The 18143-nt window shown below is 59.7% G+C and carries 19 protein-coding genes; 13 read left to right on the top strand and 6 right to left on the bottom strand.

Annotation, left to right across the window (positions count from 1 at the left end):
* The first annotated feature begins 43 nt into the window (after positions 1–43).
* The gene (locus JJD74_RS19740) at positions 44–763 is read left to right on the top strand and encodes a FadR/GntR family transcriptional regulator (protein ID WP_042559505.1); all 720 of its coding nucleotides are present in this window, start codon (positions 44–46) and stop codon (positions 761–763) included.
* 77 nt (positions 764–840) lie between these two features.
* On the opposite strand, the gene JJD74_RS19745 is transcribed toward JJD74_RS19740, so the two are convergent.
* Together JJD74_RS19745 and JJD74_RS19750 are read right to left on the bottom strand one after the other, a co-directional pair.
* Complete coding sequence (locus tag JJD74_RS19745) at positions 841–3225, bottom strand: efflux RND transporter permease subunit (protein WP_042559506.1); 2385 nt, start codon at positions 3223–3225, stop codon at positions 841–843.
* Positions 3222–4265, bottom strand: coding sequence for a WD40/YVTN/BNR-like repeat-containing protein (locus JJD74_RS19750; protein ID WP_042559507.1), 1044 nt, complete (start codon positions 4263–4265; stop codon positions 3222–3224). The genes JJD74_RS19745 and JJD74_RS19750 overlap by 4 nt, the downstream gene beginning before the upstream one ends.
* A 462-nt stretch (positions 4266–4727) precedes the next feature.
* Here JJD74_RS19750 and JJD74_RS19755 point away from each other — a divergent pair, with 462 nt between their 5' ends.
* The 7 genes from JJD74_RS19755 to JJD74_RS19785 all read left to right on the top strand — a co-directional run bounded on the left by JJD74_RS19755 (position 4728) and on the right by JJD74_RS19785 (position 10068).
* Positions 4728–5318, top strand: coding sequence for an amino acid synthesis family protein (locus tag JJD74_RS19755; protein WP_003225712.1), 591 nt, complete (start codon positions 4728–4730; stop codon positions 5316–5318).
* A gap of 31 nt (positions 5319–5349) precedes the next feature.
* The gene (locus tag JJD74_RS19760; protein ID WP_042559508.1) at positions 5350–6183 is read left to right on the top strand and encodes an alpha/beta fold hydrolase; all 834 of its coding nucleotides are present in this window, start codon (positions 5350–5352) and stop codon (positions 6181–6183) included.
* On the top strand, positions 6180–7661 hold the full coding sequence (locus JJD74_RS19765; protein WP_200616607.1) for an aldehyde dehydrogenase: 1482 nt from the start codon (positions 6180–6182) through the stop codon (positions 7659–7661). The genes JJD74_RS19760 and JJD74_RS19765 overlap by 4 nt, the downstream gene beginning before the upstream one ends.
* Before the next feature lie 12 nt (positions 7662–7673).
* Entirely contained in the window at positions 7674–8159 is a 486-nt protein-coding gene (locus JJD74_RS19770; protein WP_200616608.1) for a flavin reductase family protein, read from the top strand.
* A 131-nt stretch (positions 8160–8290) separates the two neighbouring features.
* Entirely contained in the window at positions 8291–8680 is a 390-nt protein-coding gene (locus JJD74_RS19775; RefSeq protein WP_150598183.1) for a carboxymuconolactone decarboxylase family protein, read from the top strand.
* 58 nt (positions 8681–8738) lie between these two features.
* Positions 8739–9503 carry a GntR family transcriptional regulator gene (locus tag JJD74_RS19780; protein ID WP_042559512.1) on the top strand — a complete coding sequence of 255 codons (765 nt, stop codon included), beginning with the start codon at positions 8739–8741 and terminating at the stop codon, positions 9501–9503.
* A gap of 1 nt (position 9504) precedes the next feature.
* Positions 9505–10068, top strand: a complete 564-nt coding sequence (locus JJD74_RS19785; RefSeq protein ID WP_200616609.1) for an NUDIX hydrolase — start codon at positions 9505–9507, stop codon at positions 10066–10068.
* Between the two features lie 121 nt (positions 10069–10189).
* On the opposite strand, the gene JJD74_RS19790 is transcribed toward JJD74_RS19785, so the two are convergent.
* The gene (locus tag JJD74_RS19790; protein WP_200616610.1) at positions 10190–10486 is read right to left on the bottom strand and encodes a DUF1330 domain-containing protein; all 297 of its coding nucleotides are present in this window, start codon (positions 10484–10486) and stop codon (positions 10190–10192) included.
* A 69-nt stretch (positions 10487–10555) separates the two neighbouring features.
* Between JJD74_RS19790 and ribBA the strand changes: the two genes are divergently transcribed.
* The 5 genes from ribBA to JJD74_RS19815 all read left to right on the top strand — a co-directional run bounded on the left by ribBA (position 10556) and on the right by JJD74_RS19815 (position 15943).
* Entirely contained in the window at positions 10556–11665 is a 1110-nt protein-coding gene (gene ribBA, locus JJD74_RS19795; protein WP_115147072.1) for a bifunctional 3,4-dihydroxy-2-butanone-4-phosphate synthase/GTP cyclohydrolase II, read from the top strand.
* A gap of 320 nt (positions 11666–11985) precedes the next feature.
* Entirely contained in the window at positions 11986–13011 is a 1026-nt protein-coding gene (locus JJD74_RS19800) for an ABC transporter substrate-binding protein (RefSeq protein ID WP_042559516.1), read from the top strand.
* Positions 13008–13955 (top strand): ABC transporter permease, encoded by a 948-nt coding sequence (locus tag JJD74_RS19805; RefSeq protein WP_042559517.1) that lies wholly within the window; start codon positions 13008–13010, stop codon positions 13953–13955. The genes JJD74_RS19800 and JJD74_RS19805 overlap by 4 nt, the downstream gene beginning before the upstream one ends.
* A 6-nt stretch (positions 13956–13961) precedes the next feature.
* Entirely contained in the window at positions 13962–14771 is an 810-nt protein-coding gene (locus JJD74_RS19810; RefSeq protein ID WP_047301679.1) for an ABC transporter permease, read from the top strand.
* 17 nt (positions 14772–14788) lie between these two features.
* Positions 14789–15943, top strand: coding sequence for an ABC transporter ATP-binding protein (locus JJD74_RS19815; protein ID WP_042559519.1), 1155 nt, complete (start codon positions 14789–14791; stop codon positions 15941–15943).
* Positions 15944–16111: 168 nt separating this feature from the next.
* Here the strand turns inward: JJD74_RS19815 and map are convergent, their stop codons facing one another.
* From map to JJD74_RS19830, 3 genes are all read right to left on the bottom strand, one after another.
* The gene (gene map / locus JJD74_RS19820) at positions 16112–16903 is read right to left on the bottom strand and encodes a type I methionyl aminopeptidase (RefSeq protein ID WP_047301681.1); all 792 of its coding nucleotides are present in this window, start codon (positions 16901–16903) and stop codon (positions 16112–16114) included.
* Positions 16900–17127: a ParD-like family protein gene (locus tag JJD74_RS19825; RefSeq protein WP_042559521.1), complete on the bottom strand. Its 228-nt coding sequence runs from the start codon at positions 17125–17127 to the stop codon at positions 16900–16902. Before JJD74_RS19825 ends, map begins: the two co-directional genes overlap by 4 nt.
* A 64-nt stretch (positions 17128–17191) precedes the next feature.
* The gene (locus JJD74_RS19830; protein WP_042559522.1) at positions 17192–18049 is read right to left on the bottom strand and encodes a LysR substrate-binding domain-containing protein; all 858 of its coding nucleotides are present in this window, start codon (positions 18047–18049) and stop codon (positions 17192–17194) included.
* Between the last annotated feature and the right edge of the window lie 94 nt (positions 18050–18143).

Below are 18143 nucleotides of genomic sequence, written 5' to 3' on the forward strand. Positions count from 1 at the left end.
ATGATGCGCGGCATCTCCATCGCTCAGGATCGCGCCGCCCCCCATGGATTACCGTAAACCTTCCGACCGCAAAAGCATGCACTCGCGCATTGTCCAGGAATTGGGCAAGCAGATCGTCTCCGGACGCTTTTTGCCCGATGACAAACTGCCCGCCGAAGCCTTGTTGTGCGAGGAGTACGCGGTCAGCCGGCCGGTGTTGCGCGAAGCCACGCGGGTGTTGGTGGCCAAGGGTCTGGTGTATTCGAAGCCGCGCGTCGGCACGGTGGTCAAGGCGCGCCGCGAATGGCACATGCTCGACCCGGACGTGCTGCACTGGCTGATGCAAAGCAGCCCGCAGAATGAGTTTTTCAACGTGCTGACCAGCGTGCGCAGCATCATCGAACCTGCCGCCGCCGCCCTCGCCGCCCAGCATGCGACCGATGCCGACATTGCCGCAATCGGCGAAGCCTACCAACGCATGGAAGCGGCGCCGACGCCGGAAGCACTGCTGCAACCGGACCTGGACTTTCACAGCCGGATTGCCGATGCGACGCACAATGATTTGTTGGCAAACCTTTGCAACATGCTGTCGGTGGCGATTGCCGAGGCGCTGAAGCATTCGAATCAGCGGCCGAACCTGCATGAATTCGCGTTGCCGCGGCACAAGGCGATTTTGACGGCCATTGAAAATCGCGATGCGCTGGGTGCTCGGCATGCAACGTTGGTGCAGCTGGATGATGCGCGCAGTGCGTTGAGTGTTGTGTTGGGGGCTGAGCTTTCTTGAAGCAAAGTCAAAAGATCCTGATCCACAAAAAAAGCCGCAACCCTAAGGTTGCGGCTTTTTCATTTCAGCCCTTCAGATCAATGCGCAAACAGCGAGTTGCCCTTCTGCCCCGCCAGTTTCTCTGGCTTGATCAGGAACTTCGCCAGTGCCGGCAGCAGCCACAGCGCACCGAACATGTTCCACAGCAGCATGAAGGTCAGCATCAGGCCCATGTCGGCCTGGAACTTGATCGCCGAGAAGATCCAGGTGCACACGCCGATGGCCAGGCACAGACCGGTGAACAGCACCGCTTTACCGGTGGATTTCAGGGTCTGGTAATAGGCTTCCTGCAACGGCAGACCGGCACGCAGGAAACTTTCCAGACGACTGTAGATGTAGATCCCGTAGTCGACGCCGATACCCACGCCCAGCGCCACCACCGGCAACGTCGCCACTTTCACACCGATGCCCATGAACGCCATCAGCGCGTTGCCGAGTACCGAAGTCAGCACCAGCGGCAGCACGATGCACAAGGTCGCCGCCCATGAACGGAAGGTGATCATGCACATCACCGCCACACAGATGTACACCAGGATCAGGATGGTCAACTCGGCCTGTTTGATCACTTCGTTGGTGGCCGCTTCGATGCCGGCGTTACCCGCAGCAAGGATGAATTCCAGGCCGTCCTTGTTGTTGTCCTTGGCGAATTCCTGCACCGCATGTACCGCACGATCAAGGGTTTCCGCCTTGTGGTCGTTGAGGAACACCAGCACCGGCGCAAGCGAGCAACTGTTGTTGTACAAACCATCAGCACGGGCAATCGAGTTGTTCAGCACGTCCGGGTTGCGCGACAGGGTTTCCCATTTCAGGTTGCCCTCGTTCATGCCTTTGATCATCTGCTTGGACACAGTCACCAACGAGATCGCCGACTGCACGCCCTCGGTGTTCTGCATCTTCCACATCAACTCATCTATCGGCGCCATGGCTTCAATGCGTGAGCAGCCTTCAGCCTTGGTCTTGACCATCACCACCAGCACGTCGGAACTGGTCGAATAGTTGCTGATGATGAAGTTGTTGTCCTTGTTGTAGCGCGAATCAGGACGCAACTCCGGCGCGCCTTGGTCGAGGTCGCCGATTTTCAGGTTCTGGCTGTACCAGAGGCCACCACCGAAGGCGACCAGCGCCAGGGCTACGGAGATCGGTGCAACTTTCGGGCTGGCAAAGTTCGACAGCAGGCGCCAGAACGGATGTTCGCGGTTCGCGTCCTTTTTGCTCTTGGCGATAGCGCGTTTGCTGATGCCGACATAGGAGATGGCGACCGGCAACAGGATCAGGTTGGTAAACACGATCACCGCCACACCGATGGACGCACCGATGGCCAGTTCACGGATAACACCGATGTCGATGATCAGCAGCGTGATGAAGCCCACCGCATCCGCGAGAATCGCGATCATCCCCGGCAGGAACAGTTGCCGGAAGGTGCGTCGTGCAGCCGTAAGCGCGTTGTCCGCCTCACTGGATTGCAGAGCGATACCGTTGATCTTCTGCACGCCATGAGAGATGCCGATGGCGAAAATCAGGAACGGCACCAGCATCGAATACGGATCGAGTCCGAAGCCGAAGAAGTGCATCAAGCCGAGTTGCCAGACCACCGCCACCAGCGTCGTGCTCAATACGGCGATGGTGCTGCGCACGCAGTTGGTGAACCACAGCAGCAGAATCAGGGTGATCACGAAGGCGATGCCGAAGAACAGCACCACCATCACCAGACCGTCAATCAGGTCGCCGACCTTCTTGGCGAAACCGACGATGTGGATCTTGATGTTCGGGTTCTGTGCTTCGAACTTGTTGCGGATCTTGTCTTCGAGCTCATGGGAGAACTTGCGGTAATCCAGCGCCAGCAACTTGCCCTGATCCTGTGGGTCCGGGTAGGACTCCAGCAGCGGGATGTCGACGATGCTCGACTTGAAGTCGTTGGCCACCAGACGGCCGACCTGACCGGACTTGAGCACGTTGTTGCGCAGCAGATCGAGGCTGTCCTGCGAGCCGTTGTAGCTCTGCGGAATCACCTCACCGCCGGCGAAACCCTCCTCGGTCACTTCGGTCCAGCGCACGCTGGGGCTCCACAGCGACTTCAGCCCAGAGCGGTCAACGCCCGAGATGTAAAACACCTCGTCGTTGATCTGGCGCAGGGTCTCCATGTACTCCTTGGAGAAGATGTCGCCATCGGTGGCTTCCACCGAAATCCGCACGGTGTTGCCCAGGTTCGCCAGATCGTTGCGGTGCTCCATCATCTTCTCGATGAACGGATGCTGCAGCGGGATCATTTTTTCGAAACTGGTGGACGGCCGGATCAACGTGGCCTGCCAGAACAGGAAAATGCTCACCACCAGGCAGATAAGGATCACAGCCGGGCGGTTGTTGAAAATCAGGCGTTCGAGGACCGTCGCCTTTTCCTGGTTTTGTGTGTTCAAGGAAGTCATAGCCCCGCCTTCTTATTATTGATCTCGGCGCCGTTCGGCAGCGTGGTGTGGACGCCACCCTGCCCGGTCAGAATCAGGTTGCCATTGCCGGCGGCGGTGACCGACGACAGGGATATGCGATCCGGGCGGTTGAACACGCTGAAGGTTTCGCCGTTATCGCTGCTGCTGATCACCGAACCGCCGTTGCCGACGATGACAATGGAGCCGTCGTCGAGCAAGGCAGCGCCGGAAAGGCCGAATTCCAGTGTTCCGCGCGCGGCTTTGAGCTCGATCTGTTCCCAGTTGCTGCCGAAATCGCTCGAGCGGTAGAGGTTGCCGCGCAAGCCGTAAGCCAGCAGCGTCTGCGGTTGAGCAGTGCCGATCACGCCGAAGAGCGAGCCTTCGTATGGGCCTTCGAGTTTTTCCCAGGTCTGGCCCTCGTCGGCGGAGCGAAACATGCTGCCCGACTCGCCGACGATAAACAGCCCGGCGTCTTTCACTGCAGCGATAGCGTTGAGGTGAAACTGGTCTTCGTTGTCGAGGCGGTCACTGACGTCTTCCCAGTTTTTGCCGCCATCGGTGGTTTCCAGCAGCGCGCCGTAAGCGCCCACGGCAAAGCCGCTGTTGGCGTCCTTGAACCAGACGTCGAGCAGCGGCGATTCGCGTTTGAGGTCTTCGAATTGTTTGGTCCAGGTCAGGCCGCCGTCCTCGCTGGCGAGAATCTGCGCGTCATGGCCGACCGCCCAGCCGTGCTTGTCGTCGACAAAATACACGGCCGTCAGCAACTGCCGGCTCGGCACCTTGGCCTGCGTCCAGGTCTTGCCCTGGTCATCGGAATACAGAATGTGCCCGCGATCCCCGACGGCGACCAAACGGGCGCCAGCGTGGACGACGTCAAGAATGAGGCTTTTCGCGGCTTTGGCTGATTCGGTGGCATAAACCACATCGGCTGGAGCCTGGGCGGCAATCACAGGTGCCGACAATATGGCAAAGCCCAGCATCGAGAGTGCTGTGGCCAGCAACGCGGTGTTGCGTAACGCCGGCGGGCGGCAACGACTCATAGACCTTCCCCTATTTATTATTGTTAGGCCATTTGGCCTTAAAGGGCGCCGCAAGGGTGTTCGAGCGAGCGCTGGTCAGAAGCATAGTCCTGAAACCCGCAATCCAGAGCCCCTTCGGAAGCTGGCTCATCCTATCGGGCTTTGGAAACGTCTGACAATCGGCGCCACGTTATCTTTTGTTAACCGCACACAGGCTTCTGCTGCCAGTGATTTCCATTGTGGGAGCGAGCCTGCTCGCGAATGCGGGGTGACAGGCACCCTCTTTATTGGCTGACCCACCGCTTTCGCGAGCAGGCTCGCTCCCACAGGGGCCTGAGGAGAATTGGGGATGTGGGGCGGCGGCTGAATGCACCGCCATTCGCCGGATAGATGATTCAAAACTCGCAAGGAGGACTTGCACGACAGATATTATGGTATACCATCAGACGGGAAGACACTCTCAATCCCCCACCGGAGCAGCTCATGAGTTTCGAAATTCGCAAGATCGTCAGCTATGTCGAAGAAACCTTCATCGAAGGCGGCAAAGCCACCGACAAGCCAGTGACCATGGTTGGCCTCGCCGTGGTGATGAAAAACCCTTGGGTGGGCAACGGCTTTGTGGAAGACCTCAAGCCGCAGATCCGCGCCAACTGCTCCGATCTCGGCGCGTTGATGGTCGAGCGTCTGGTCGGGATCATTGGCGGCGCAGAAAAAATCGAGGCCTACGGCAAAGCCGCTGTGGTCGGCGCTGATGGCGAGATCGAGCACGCCTCCGCCGTGATCCACACCCTGCGCTTCGGCAACCACTACCGCGAAGCGGTCAAGGCCAAGAGCTACCTGAGCTTCACCAACAAGCGCGGCGGCCCGGGTACCTCGATTCAGATCCCGATGATGCACAAGGACGACGAAGGCCTGCGTTCGCACTACATCACCCTGGAAATGCAGATCGAAGACGCGCCGCGTGCCGATGAAATCGTCGTCGTGCTGGGTTGCGCCGACGGTGGTCGTCTGCACCCGCGCATCGGTAACCGTTACATCGATCTGGAAGAACTGGCCGCCGAAAAAGCCCAGTAATCACAATAAAAAAGGCAAGCAGGAGCGCTCCATGATTCGGCTCACCGCTGAACTCACCCCGGCTGGCACCAGTTACCTGGCGACCGGCCAAGGCCAGCCCGTGGTTTTGATCCACGGCGTGGGCCTGAACAAAGAAATGTGGGGCGGCCAGATTGTCGGCCTCGCCAGCCAATATCAGGTGATCGCCTACGACATGCTTGGCCATGGCGCGAGTCCGCGACCGGCCAGCGGCACCAACCTGCTCGGTTATGCCGACCAGTTGCTGGAGCTGCTCGATCACCTGAACTTGCCTGAGGCGGCGGTGATCGGTTTTTCCATGGGCGGACTGGTGGCGCGGGCATTTGCCCTGCATTACCCACAGCGCCTGCAAAGCCTGGTGGTGCTCAACAGCGTGTTCAACCGCAGCGAAGAGCAGCGCGCCGGCGTCATCGCTCGCACTGCGCAAGCCGCCGAACACGGGCCCGACGCGAATGCCGAAGCGGCGCTTTCACGCTGGTTCAGCCGTGAATATCAGGCGGCGAATCCGGCGCAGATCGCCGCGTTGCGGCAAACCCTGGCCAACAATGATCCGCAGGGTTACCTGACCACTTACGAGCTGTTCGCCACGCAAGACATGTATCGCGCCGACGACCTGGGCAGCATTCAGGCGCCGACGCTGATTGCCACCGGTGAGCTCGATCCGGGCTCGACCCCGGAGATGGCCGAACAACTGGCCCTGCGCATCCCCGGTGCCAAGGTTGCCGTGCTGCCCGAGCAACGGCATATGATGCCCGTAGAGTCGCCGCGTCTGGTCAACCAGACATTGCTGGAATTTCTCGAATTCGCGCACTCCCGACAAAATCAAATAAAGGGGATCGTTGCATGACGCTCGCACGCTTCCAGATGTGCATCGGCGGAGAATGGGTCGATGCCCTCTCCGGCAAGACTTTCGAAAGCCTCAACCCGGCCACGGCCCAAGCCTGGGCCGAGCTGCCCGACGCCGATGAAGCGGATGTCGAGCGCGCCGTGCAATCGGCGCAAACCGCTTTCGACAGCCCGGCATGGCGTGGCCTGACCGCCACGGCGCGCGGCAAATTGCTGCGTCGTCTCGGTGACTTGATCGCTGAGAACAAGGAGCACCTGGCGCAACTGGAAAGCCGCGACAACGGCAAACTGATCCGCGAAACCCGTGGTCAGGTCAGCTATCTGCCAGAATTTTTCCATTACACCGCAGGGCTTGCCGACAAGCTCGAAGGCGGCACCTTGCCGCTGGATAAGCCGGAACTGTTCGCCTACACGGTTCACGAAGCCATGGGTGTGGTCGCCGCGATCATTCCCTGGAACAGCCCGCTTTATCTGACTGCGATCAAACTCGCCCCGGCCCTCGCCGCCGGCAACACGATTGTGATCAAGCCGTCCGAACATGCTTCGGCGACCATCCTTGAGTTGGCGCGCCTGGCCCTCGAAGCCGGGATCCCGCCGGGCGTGGTCAACGTCGTCACCGGTTACGGCCCGAGCACCGGCGCCGCCCTCACCCGTCATCCGCTGATCCGCAAGATCGCCTTCACCGGCGGCGCGGCCACGGCACGACATGTGGTGCGCAGCAGTGCCGAGAACTTCGCCAAGCTGTCGCTGGAACTGGGCGGCAAATCGCCGAACATCATCTTCGCCGACGCCGATCTCGACAGCGCGATCAACGGGGCGATTGCCGGGATTTACGCGGCATCCGGTCAGAGTTGTGTGTCCGGCTCGCGACTGTTGGTGCAGGACGAAATCTACGACGAGTTCGTCAGTCGACTGGTGGAGCGCGCCCAGCGCATTCGCATTGGCAATCCGCAGGAAGACTGCAGTGAAATGGGCCCGATGGCCACCGCGCAGCAGCTCGCGGTGGTTGAAGGTCTGGTCGCCGATGCCCTCGCCGAAGGTGCGATTTTGCGTACCGGTGGCAAGCGCCCAACAGGGCTCGGTGACGGCTGGTTCTATGAGCCGACACTATTCGAGTGCGACAGCAATTCGATGAAGATCATGCAGGAAGAAGTCTTCGGCCCTGTCGCATCGGTCATTCGCTTTAAAGATGAAGCCCAAGCGCTGGCGATTGCCAACGACTCACAGTTCGGTCTCGCCGCCGGCATCTGGACCCGTGACCTGGGCCGTGCCCATCGTCTGGCCCGGGATGTGCGATCGGGGATCATCTGGGTCAACACCTACCGTGCGGTGTCGGCGATGGCACCGATCGGCGGCTTCAAGAACAGTGGCTATGGACGCGAAAGCGGTATCGATTCGGTGCTGGCCTACACCGAACTGAAAACGGTGTGGATCAACCTTTCTCAGGCGCCAATGCCTGATCCGTTTGTGATGCGCTAGGAGACCTGCGACATGATCGAACCCGGCATATATAAAGACGTGATGAGCTCGTTTCCGTCCGGCGTCACGGTGGTCACCGCCCTCGACCCGAATGGCGGCATCGTCGGCATCACCGCGAGCGCCTTCAGCGCCCTGTCGATTGATCCGGCGTTGGTGCTGTTCTGCCCCAACTACGCCTCCGACACCTACCCGATCTTGCGCGACAGCAAGCGCTTCGCCATTCACCTGCTCTCAGCCGAGCAGACTGCCGAGGCCTACGCCTTTGCCGGTAAAGGCAAGGACAAGGCCAAAGACATCGAGTGGCATTTGAGCGAACTGGGCAACCCGATTCTGGCCAAGGCTACGGCGATCATCGAGTGCGAGTTGTGGCGCGAATACGATGGTGGCGATCACGCGATCATCGTTGGCGCGGTGAAGAATCTGATTCTGCCGGCACAACCGGTGACGCCGATGATTTATCACAAGGGCAAGCTGGGTCCCCTACCAACCTTGGCCTGACGGATTCACACAATCCCCTGTAGGAGCTGCCGAAGGCTGCGATCTTTTGACTTTGATTTTTAAGAGCAAGATCAAAAGATCGCAGCCTTCGGCAGCTCCTACACAAGGGATCTGTGGTGATTGGAGGATTTATGAGTAACGAAAAATATGAAAAAGGCCTGAAGATCCGCACTCAGGTATTGGGCGAAGCCTATGTGCAACGCTCAATAGAGAACGCCGACGACTTCACCCGCCCCTTGCAGGAAATGGTCACCGAATACTGCTGGGGCCATGTCTGGGGTCGCGAGGGTTTGTCGCTCAAGGAACGCAGCATGATCAACCTGGCGATGATCTCGGCGCTCAACCGCCCGCACGAACTCAAGCTGCATGTGCGTGGCGCCTTGCGTAACGGCCTGAGTCGTGAGCAAATACGCGAAATTCTGCTTCAAGTCGGCATTTATTGCGGCGTCCCGGCGGCCGTGGACAGTTTCCGGCTGGCCCGCGAAGCCTTTGCCGACGCCGACGCCGAGGCCTCCAGTTAACCCCTCGGCTGTTTTGATGCCCGTCTGGCATGGACAGCCATAGTAAAGAGCGGACCCCATGAAACGCCTGCCACTCGACGACAGCTTCAAGGTCAATCGCAACCCCGTTACCCTGCGCGAAATCGTGCTGGATAAACTGCGAAGCGCCATCATGAACTTCCAGCTTCTGCCGGGCGACCGCCTGGTCGAACGCGATCTGTGCGATCGCCTGGGCGTCAGCCGCACGTCGGTACGCGAGGCCTTGCGTCACCTCGAATCCGAAGGCCTGGTGGAGTTCGCCGATGCCAAGGGCCCACGCGTCGCCATCATCACCCTCGCCGATGCCGTCGATATCTACGAACTGCGTTGCGTGCTGGAAGGCCTGATCGTGCAGCTGTTCACCTTGCGCGCCAAAGCCAAGGACATCAAAGCGCTGGAGAAAGCCCTCGATGAGAACCGCAAGGCGCTCAAGGACGGCGAATTGCAGCAAGTGATCGACTCGGTACAAGGTTTCTACGATGTGCTGCTGGAAGGTTCAGGCAACCACGTCGCGGCCACACAATTGCGTCAGTTGCAGGCACGCATCAGTTACCTGCGCGCGACCTCGGTGTCTCAGGAAAACCGTCGCGGCGCGAGTAACCAGGAAATGGAAAAAATGGTCGAGGCGATCAAGAGCGGCGATCCGCTGCTGGCGCATCAGGCTTGCGTGGACCACGTTCGCGCTGCCGCTGCCGTTGCGCTCGACTACCTCAAGCGCAAGCAGGAAGAAACCGGCATCGCTGTCAAAGGCACGCCACCGATCACCCTGCCCATCCCGCTCAAAGAACCCCGTATAGGTCACTGACATGTTCAGCCCGAGCTTTTGCCCAAAGTGCGGTGGACCTGATCTCGGTCAGCAGGTACCGCCGGGCGATACGCACGAGCGCCTGATGTGCCGCGGTTGCGGCTTCATCCACTACGTCAATCCGAAGATCATTGCCGGCTGCATCATTGAGCAAGACGGCAAATACCTCTTGTGCCAACGGGCAATTCCCCCGCGCCCGGGCACCTGGACGCTGCCCGCAGGCTTCATGGAAAGCGGCGAAACCACCGAGCAGGCCGCGCTGCGTGAAGTCTGGGAAGAAAGCGGCGTGCGCGCGGAAATCCTCTCGCCCTACTCGATTTTCAGCGTGCCGAAGATCAGCGAGGTGTACATCATTTTCCGCGCCATCGCGCTGGAGATCACCGGCGAGTTCGGGCCGGAAACCCTCGACTATAAATTCTTCGCCCCCGAGGACATCCCGTGGGAGCAGATCTATTACCCGGCGATCCGGCAGATCCTCGAACGCTATATCGAGGAACGCCAGGCCGGGGTTTACGGGATCTATGTGGGCAATGATGACAGCGGCAAGATCCATTTCATCCGCTAATCCCCAGACAACGTAGTCCCTGTAGGAGCTGCCGAAGGCTGCGATCTTTTGATCTTTTTTTGAAAAACAACATCAAAAGATCGCAGCCTTCGGCAGCTCCTACATAGTTGTGTGGTGTGATTTAGATTGGGGCAACGCCTTCGACAATGATGATTTCCGCCCTCGCCCATTCCTCGCGGTAACTTTTCGCTTCCTGATACGCCGCTGAGTGGTAGCACGCCACAGCCTTCTCAAAGCTATCGAACTCGATCACCACGCTGCGCTGCGGTGCCTTGCGTCCTTCCATCGCCTCGCTGCGACCACCTCTGGCCAGGAACCGCCCGCCAAACTCGGCGAATGCCTTCGGCGCGCGCTGGGTGTATTGGCTGTAGTGGTCGGGATCGGCAATGTCTACGTGAGCAATCCAGTACGCCTTCATAGTGACCTCTTTGTCGATTATGTATTATGGTATACCAATAATATTTCCAACAAACACTGAGAGTCCAGCATGGCCTTCAACAGCATCGAAGAAATCATCGCAGATTATCGCCTCGGCAAAATGGTCTTGCTGGTCGATGACGAAGATCGGGAAAACGAAGGCGACCTGTTGCTGGCCGCCGACTGTTGCACGCCCGAGGCGATCAGCTTCATGGCCCGTGAAGCACGCGGTCTGATCTGCCTGACGTTGACCGACGAACATTGCCAGCGGCTAGGGCTTGAACAAATGGTGCCGAGCAATGGCAGCGTGTTCAGCACCGCGTTTACCGTGTCGATTGAAGCGGCGGTGGGCGTGACCACCGGTATTTCCGCCGCTGACCGCGCCTGCACGGTTGCCGCTGCCGTGGCCAAGGACGCCCGCGCCGAAGACCTGGTGCAGCCCGGCCACATCTTTCCACTGCGCGCCAAGGAAGGTGGCGTGCTGACCCGTGCAGGCCATACAGAGGCGGGGTGCGATCTGGCCAGACTGGCCGGTTTTACTCCGGCCTCGGTCATTGTCGAAGTGATGAACGACGACGGCACCATGGCACGTCGCCCGGATCTGGAGGTGTTTGCGCGCCAGCACGGGATCAAGATCGGCACCATTGCCGACCTGATCCACCATCGTTTGAGCACCGAGCACACCATCGAACGTATTGGCGAACGCGATTTACCGACGGTGCATGGCACGTTCCGCCTGATCACGTTTGAGGACCGCATCGAGGGCGGCGTGCATATGGCGATGGTCATGGGGGATTTGCGCCGGGAAGAACCGACGCTGGTGCGCGTGCATGTGATCGATCCGCTGCGCGATCTGGTCGGCGCCGACTACAGCGGGCCAAGCAACTGGACGCTGTGGGCGGCGCTGCAACGGGTCGCGGCAGAGGGGCATGGTGTTGTGGTGGTGCTGGCCAATCATGAGTCTTCGCAGGCGTTGCTGGAGCGGGTTCCACAACTGACTCAACCGCCACGACAGTTCAGCCGCTCGCAATCGCGGATCTATTCTGAAGTGGGAACCGGAGCGCAGATTTTGCAGAACCTTGGGGTTGGCAAACTGCGGCATCTGGGGCCGCCACTGAAATACGCCGGCCTGACCGGCTATGACCTCGAAGTGGTAGAGAGCATCCCCTTCACCGAATAACCTGAAACCACTACAAACCCAATGTGGGAGCGAGCCTGCTCGCGAAGGCGTCTTGTCGGTGAACTAAAATGTTGAATGGTTGACCGCTTTCGCGAGCAGGCTCGCTCCCACAAGGATTTTGCATTTCAAATCCATTCCCCCTGAACTCAACAAAAACGGATTCGCAAGATAACCGGTCAGGCAAAGTGCTTGCACAAAACTTGGAATACCATAATATGATATTCCATAGACCGGACACTTCCACGAACGTCCATCTACTGCTCCCGACAGGCGGGCAACAACGCAAGCCCGCTCAAAAACACAACAATGAGGGCGTGAAAATGGTGTTGAACAAAGCTGCAACCGCGATCTTTTTTGCGGGACTGCTCAGCGTTACCGGCCAGGCCGCGATGGCCGCCGAGAGCGTGAATTTTGTCAGTTGGGGCGGAAGCACCCAGGATGCGCAAAAACAGGCCTGGGCTGATCCGTTCAGCAAAGCCAGCGGCATCACCGTCGTACAGGATGGCCCGACCGACTACGGCAAACTCAAAGCCATGGTTGAAAGCGGCAACGTGCAATGGGACGTGGTCGATGTTGAAGCCGATTTCGCCCTGCGCGCCGCAGCTGAAGGCCTGCTCGAACCCCTCGATTTCAACGTTATCCAGCGCGACAAAATCGACCCGCGTTTCGTCAGCGATCACGGCGTGGGCTCGTTCTTCTTCTCCTTCGTTCTCGGCTACAACGAGAGCAAACTCGGCGCCAACAAGCCGCAGGACTGGAGCGCCCTGTTCGACACCAAGACCTACCCCGGCAAACGCGCCCTGTACAAATGGCCAAGCCCCGGCGTACTCGAACTGGCGCTGCTGGCCGATGGCGTAGCTGCCGACAAGCTCTATCCGCTGGATCTGGATCGCGCCTTCAAAAAACTCGACACCATCAAGAAAAACATCGTCTGGTGGGGCGGCGGCGCGCAGTCGCAGCAACTGCTGGCGTCCGGTGAAGCGAGCATGGGCCAGTTCTGGAACGGCCGCGTTCATGCTCTGCAAGAGGACGGCGCCCCGGTTGGCGTGAGCTGGAAACAGAACCTGGTCATGGCCGACATTCTGGTCATTCCCAAAGGCTCGAAAAACAAAGACGCGGCGATGAAGTTTCTGGCCAACGCCAGCAGCGCCAAGGGCCAGGCCGACTTCTCCAACCTGACTGCCTACGCCCCGGTCAACCTCGACAGTGTGGAGCGTCTGGATTCGACGCTGGCCCCCAACCTGCCGACTGCCTACGCTAAGGATCAGATCACTCTTGATTTCGCGTACTGGGCCAAGAACGGTCCGGCCATCGCGACACGGTGGAACGAATGGCTGGTCAAATGAAAATGGCGGCCACTGCGTCCCGTCCCTCCACTGCCACCGGGAGCGCCGCCCGCGCTGCCGGCTCGGCCGAAGGCAAAAAGGCGATTGCGATGCCGCAAGCCGAGTCCCTCAAACAACGCTGGCGCGGTGCCGGCAACCTACTCCCGGCGCTGCTGTTCCTCGGCCTGTTCTTTCTTGCGCCGCTGATTGGCCTGCTGTTGCGCGGCGTTCTGGAACCTGTGCCTGGCCTGGGCAACTATGAACAACTGTTCGCCAACTCGGCGTACGCCCGCGTGCTGCTCAACACCTTTTCGGTGGCCGGGCTGGTAACGGTGTTCAGTCTGCTGCTGGGCTTCCCGCTGGCCTGGGCGATCACGTTGGTGCCGCGCGGCTGGGGGCGCTGGATTCTCAACATCGTGCTGCTCTCGATGTGGACCAGCCTCCTCGCTCGCACCTATTCATGGCTGGTGCTGCTGCAAGCTTCGGGGGTGATCAACAAAGCCTTGATGGCGATGGGCATCATCGATCAGCCGCTGGAAATGGTGCATAACCTCACCGGCGTAGTGATCGGCATGAGCTACATCATGATCCCGTTCATCGTGCTGCCGTTGCAGGCGACCATGCAGGCCATTGATCCGATGATCCTGCAGGCCGGCTCGATCTGCGGCGCCAGTCCCTGGACCAACTTCTTCCGGGTATTCCTGCCCCTGTGCCGGCCAGGTCTGGCGTCCGGCGGCTTGATGGTGTTTGTGATGTCGCTCGGTTACTACGTCACCCCGGCGCTGCTCGGCGGGGCGCAAAACATGATGCTGCCGGAGTTCATCATTCAGCAGGTGCAATCGTTCCTCAATTGGGGCCTGGCCAGTGCCGGCGCCGCGTTGCTGATCGCGATCACGCTGGTGCTGTTCTACTTCTACCTGAAGCTTCAGCCGGAATCCCCGGTTGGCGCCAGTAACGCGAGGTAAGCCGACATGCTCCTGACTCCCAACGCAATGAGCCGGCGCATGCGTTTCGGCCTCTACGCCACCACCGGGCTGATCGGTTTGTTTCTGCTGTTGCCGATCGTCTTTATCGTGCTGCTGTCGTTCGGTTCATCGCAGTGGCTGGTGTTCCCGCCACCGGGCTGGACGCTGAAATGGTACGGCCAGTTCTTTTCCAACCCCGACTGGATGAACGCCGCAGCGGCCAGCCTCAAGGTCGCGGTACTGACGACGATCTGCGCCGTGGCCCTAGGTTTGCCAACGGCGTTTGCCTTGGTGCGCGGGCGCTTCCCCGGCCGCGAGATGCTCTATGGCCTGTTCACCCTGCCGATGATCGTACCGTTGGTGATTATCGCTGTGGCGGTGTACGCGCTGTTTCTCAAGCTCGGTTACACCGGGACGATGTTCGCCTTCGTCGTCAGCCATGTGATCGTCGCGCTGCCGTTCACCATCATCTCGATCATCAACTCGTTGAAGCTGTTCGATCAGTCGATTGAAGACGCAGCGGTGATCTGTGGGGCCTCGCGCCTGCAAGCGGTGTTCAAGGTGACGTTCCCGGCGATTCGTCCGGGCATGGTCGCCGGCGCCCTCTTCGCCTTCCTGGTTTCGTGGGACGAAGTGGTGCTCAGCGTGATGATGGCCAGCCCGACGCTGCAAACCCTTCCCGTAAAAATGTGGACCACCCTGCGTCAAGACCTGACACCGGTGATCGCCGTCGCTTCGACGCTGCTGATCGGCCTGTCGGTATTGGTCATGGTGATCGCCGCCGCCCTGCGCCGGCGCAATCAAATCAGCGCCTGAGCGCCCAGGAGTACGACATGAGTGCCGTGATCAAAGACGCATCCCAGCAGAACGACAAACCCCTGGTCAGCCTGCGCAACCTGAACAAGCACTACGGCGACTTTGCTGCCGTGGACAACATCTCGCTGGACATCAAGGACGGTGAATTCCTCACCTTCCTCGGCTCCAGCGGCTCTGGCAAAAGCACCACGCTGTCGATGCTCGCGGGCTTCGAAACGCCGAGCAGCGGCGAGATCCTCGTCAACGGTCAGTCGCTGGTCAACGTGCCGCCGCACAAGCGCGACATCGGCATGGTGTTCCAGCGTTATTCGCTGTTCCCGCATCTGTCGGTGCGCGACAACATTGCGTTCCCGTTAGCGATTCGCAAACTCGCGACTGCCGAACGCGAACGGCGTGTCGATGCGATGTTGAAACTGGTGCAGCTCGAACAGTTCGCCCATCGCCGCCCTTCGCAACTGTCCGGTGGCCAGCAGCAAAGGGTCGCGATTGCTCGTGCACTGGTTTACGAGCCGCGCATTCTGCTGATGGACGAACCGCTGGGTGCGCTGGACAAAAAACTGCGTGAAGACTTGCAGGATGAACTGCGCCAGTTGCATCGGCGTCTGGGCATCACCATCGTCTACGTGACCCACGATCAGGAAGAGGCGATGCGTTTGTCGCAGCGCATCGCGATTTTCAGTCACGGCAAGATTGTCGGTTTGGGCAGCGGGTATGACCTCTACCAGAATCCGCCGAATGCGTTTGTTGCGTCGTTTCTTGGCAACTCGAACTTCCTCAAGCTCAAGGCGCAGGGCAATGCGGCGGCGAGTTTTGAGGGGCAATCGTTGTCGATTCGGCTGACGGCCGGTTTGCACACCGATCAGGATGTGTTGCTGATGGTGCGCCCGGAAAAAGCGCTGGCGCTGAGCGTGCAGCAGGCGAGCGATGAACCGTTGGCGGCGGGATGGAATGAAGTTTCAGCGAAGGTGGTGGAAGTGCTGTTCCTGGGCGAGAGCCAGACTTGCAGCGTGGTCACTTCGGGTGGCACATCGATGACGGTGAAGGCGTTGTCGGCGGCGGGTATGCCGCTCAAGGCCGGCGATGCGGTGCGGGTGCGTTGGGCCACCGCCGACGCCTGCGTCTACACCGAGTGGACCGAAGGCGACCTCAACAAAGCCGCCGGGGCCCACTGAGCCCCCCCACCTGCAGGAGCAGCCTCGTTTCACTCGACAGCTCCTACAAGAATGTATTGCGAATGTGGGAGCGAGCCTGCTCGCGAATGCGGTGTGTCATTCAATGTTGATGTTGACTGATACGGCCTCTTCGCGAGCAGGCTCGCTCCCAAAGTGATTTTGCGGTGCTCAGACGATCGGGGTAAAACCCTCAATCTGATCCGGCCACGCCGTCAGCACTTCAAACCCCGTTTCCGTCACCGCCACCATGTGTTCCCACTGTGCCGACAACGAGCCATCCTTGGTCAGCACGGTCCAGCCATCGGGCATGTTCTTCACATGGCGTTTACCGGCATTGAGCATCGGCTCAACCGTAAAAATCATCCCGGCCTTGAGCTTCATGCCCTGATTCGGGAAGCCGTAATGCAGGATCTGCGGCTCATCGTGATAAACCTTGCCAATGCCGTGGCCGCAATACTCACGCACCACACTGAAGCCTTCTTTCTCCGCCAGGCTCTGGATCGCATGGCCGATATCGCCCAAAGTCGCGCCCGGTTTTACAACGCGAATACCTGCGCACATGGCGTCGTACGTCGTTTTGATCAGGTGCTGCGCCTCAGGCGTCGCCTCCCCGACCACATACATGCGGCTGGTATCGCCAAACCAGCCATCCTTGATCACGGCGATGTCGAGGTTGACGATGTCGCCATCCTTGAGCGGCGTGCCCGACGGGATACCGTGGCACACCACATCGTTGACCGAGGCGCACACGGTTTTCGGGAAACCGTGATAGCCGACATTGGCGGGAATGGCTTTTTGCACATTGACGATGTAGTCGTTGCACAACCGATCCAGTTCATCGGTGGTGACGCCTGCCTTGACGTGCGGCACCAGCATCGCCAGCACTTGCGCGGCGAGTTTGCCGGCGGCGCGCGATTGAGCGATGTCGGTCGGGGTGTTGATCTTGATCTGGTTTCTCATGCCGTGACGTCTTCCTGAGTCAGTTGTTGCAGGTCCAGCCCGCCGTTTTGTTCAGCACGAATCAGCAAACGGCAGATCGCGCTGTGGTCGAGGTTGGGATGCAGTTCGGCGAGCATGCCGATGCGCATCCAGTGCTCGGCTTGCGCGTTGATCGAGCGGCTGAGTGCGTTACTGGAAATGCGCAGGTTCTCGTGCATGTCCTCTGAAATCTTTACGATGCCCATAGCGAAATCCGATACGAAGTGTATATGTTTCGTATATTAGCTAAGCATCAGCAAGAATTGCAAATCAAGCCAGCGCCGCGTCGAAAAACGAAGAGATCAGCCGACTCGAACGCCGCTCGGCCAGGCAATACAGATAGGTCTCGGTGTAGAGCGCCGCGCCTTCGATGCGAATCACGCGGATGTTCGGGTCGGCAATGAACTCCGCCTCCGACACCACCCCCAGGCCCAGGCCGCGTACCACGGCTTCACGCAGTGCTTCACGGCTGCCGATTTCCATGGCGATACGCGGTTTGACCTGCGCCGCGTGCAATGCCTGCTCCAGCACCAAACGGGTGGTCGAGCCCGGTTCGCGTTGCAGCAAGCGCTGACCTTCGAGCTCCTCCAGGCGCACGCTGCCACGGTTGGCCAACGGATGTTCGTGGTGCGCGAACAGAATGATCGCGTGCCGCGCGTAGTGCACCGCACACAACCCCGGGTCATCCTGACGCCCGGCCAACACCGCGATGTCGGTCACGTAGTTTTCCAGATCGGACAACACCTGCGCCGAGTTGCCCACGCGGATCGACACGTCGATGTTCGGGTGCTGTTGCAGGTAGGTGTCGACCATCTCGATCACATGAAACGGCCCCACTGCCCCCAGCTTGAGCTGGCCGCTGTCGAGCCGCCCCGAGTCGCGCATCAGGTTGTGCGCCTCCAGTTCCAGCAAGGCGATGCGCTGGGCAATCGGCAGCAATTGCCGGCCGACATCCGACAGCTCGATCCGCCGTCCGCGTCGATGAAAAAGCTCGACATTGTGCTGACGCTCCAGGCTTTGCACCTGAGTGGTCAAGGTCGGCTGAGTCAGCCCGCAAGCCCGCGCCCCGGCACTAAAACTGCCGTGACGGGCGACGGCCAGAAAAGCCCGCAGTTTGGCGCTCGACATCCATAGACTCCATCAATAGTTAGCTGCTGTTTCCCATATTGAATTGATTGAATGACTGTCACGTGACAGACCTAGCCTGTGGCAACTCCCAACC

Origin of the sequence: Pseudomonas sp. MF6776, from assembly GCF_016613125.1 — a bacterium.
Lineage (GTDB): Bacteria > Pseudomonadota > Gammaproteobacteria > Pseudomonadales > Pseudomonadaceae > Aquipseudomonas > Aquipseudomonas iridis.

Excerpts from the sequence above, each read along its gene's own strand:
- JJD74_RS19740 (WP_042559505.1), top strand. The coding sequence starts at position 44 with ATGGATTACCGTAAACCTTCCGACCGCAAAAGCATGCACTCGCGCATT.
- JJD74_RS19745 (WP_042559506.1), bottom strand. The coding sequence starts at position 3,225 with ATGACTTCCTTGAACACACAAAACCAGGAAAAGGCGACGGTCCTCGAA.
- JJD74_RS19750 (WP_042559507.1), bottom strand. The coding sequence starts at position 4,265 with ATGAGTCGTTGCCGCCCGCCGGCGTTACGCAACACCGCGTTGCTGGCC.
- JJD74_RS19755 (WP_003225712.1), top strand. The coding sequence starts at position 4,728 with ATGAGTTTCGAAATTCGCAAGATCGTCAGCTATGTCGAAGAAACCTTC.
- JJD74_RS19760 (WP_042559508.1), top strand. The coding sequence starts at position 5,350 with ATGATTCGGCTCACCGCTGAACTCACCCCGGCTGGCACCAGTTACCTG.
- JJD74_RS19765 (WP_200616607.1), top strand. The coding sequence starts at position 6,180 with ATGACGCTCGCACGCTTCCAGATGTGCATCGGCGGAGAATGGGTCGAT.
- JJD74_RS19770 (WP_200616608.1), top strand. The coding sequence starts at position 7,674 with ATGATCGAACCCGGCATATATAAAGACGTGATGAGCTCGTTTCCGTCC.
- JJD74_RS19775 (WP_150598183.1), top strand. The coding sequence starts at position 8,291 with ATGAGTAACGAAAAATATGAAAAAGGCCTGAAGATCCGCACTCAGGTA.
- JJD74_RS19780 (WP_042559512.1), top strand. The coding sequence starts at position 8,739 with ATGAAACGCCTGCCACTCGACGACAGCTTCAAGGTCAATCGCAACCCC.
- JJD74_RS19785 (WP_200616609.1), top strand. The coding sequence starts at position 9,505 with ATGTTCAGCCCGAGCTTTTGCCCAAAGTGCGGTGGACCTGATCTCGGT.
- JJD74_RS19790 (WP_200616610.1), bottom strand. The coding sequence starts at position 10,486 with ATGAAGGCGTACTGGATTGCTCACGTAGACATTGCCGATCCCGACCAC.
- ribBA (WP_115147072.1), top strand. The coding sequence starts at position 10,556 with ATGGCCTTCAACAGCATCGAAGAAATCATCGCAGATTATCGCCTCGGC.
- JJD74_RS19800 (WP_042559516.1), top strand. The coding sequence starts at position 11,986 with ATGGTGTTGAACAAAGCTGCAACCGCGATCTTTTTTGCGGGACTGCTC.
- JJD74_RS19805 (WP_042559517.1), top strand. The coding sequence starts at position 13,008 with ATGAAAATGGCGGCCACTGCGTCCCGTCCCTCCACTGCCACCGGGAGC.
- JJD74_RS19810 (WP_047301679.1), top strand. The coding sequence starts at position 13,962 with ATGCTCCTGACTCCCAACGCAATGAGCCGGCGCATGCGTTTCGGCCTC.
- JJD74_RS19815 (WP_042559519.1), top strand. The coding sequence starts at position 14,789 with ATGAGTGCCGTGATCAAAGACGCATCCCAGCAGAACGACAAACCCCTG.
- map (WP_047301681.1), bottom strand. The coding sequence starts at position 16,903 with ATGAGAAACCAGATCAAGATCAACACCCCGACCGACATCGCTCAATCG.
- JJD74_RS19825 (WP_042559521.1), bottom strand. The coding sequence starts at position 17,127 with ATGGGCATCGTAAAGATTTCAGAGGACATGCACGAGAACCTGCGCATT.
- JJD74_RS19830 (WP_042559522.1), bottom strand. The coding sequence starts at position 18,049 with ATGTCGAGCGCCAAACTGCGGGCTTTTCTGGCCGTCGCCCGTCACGGC.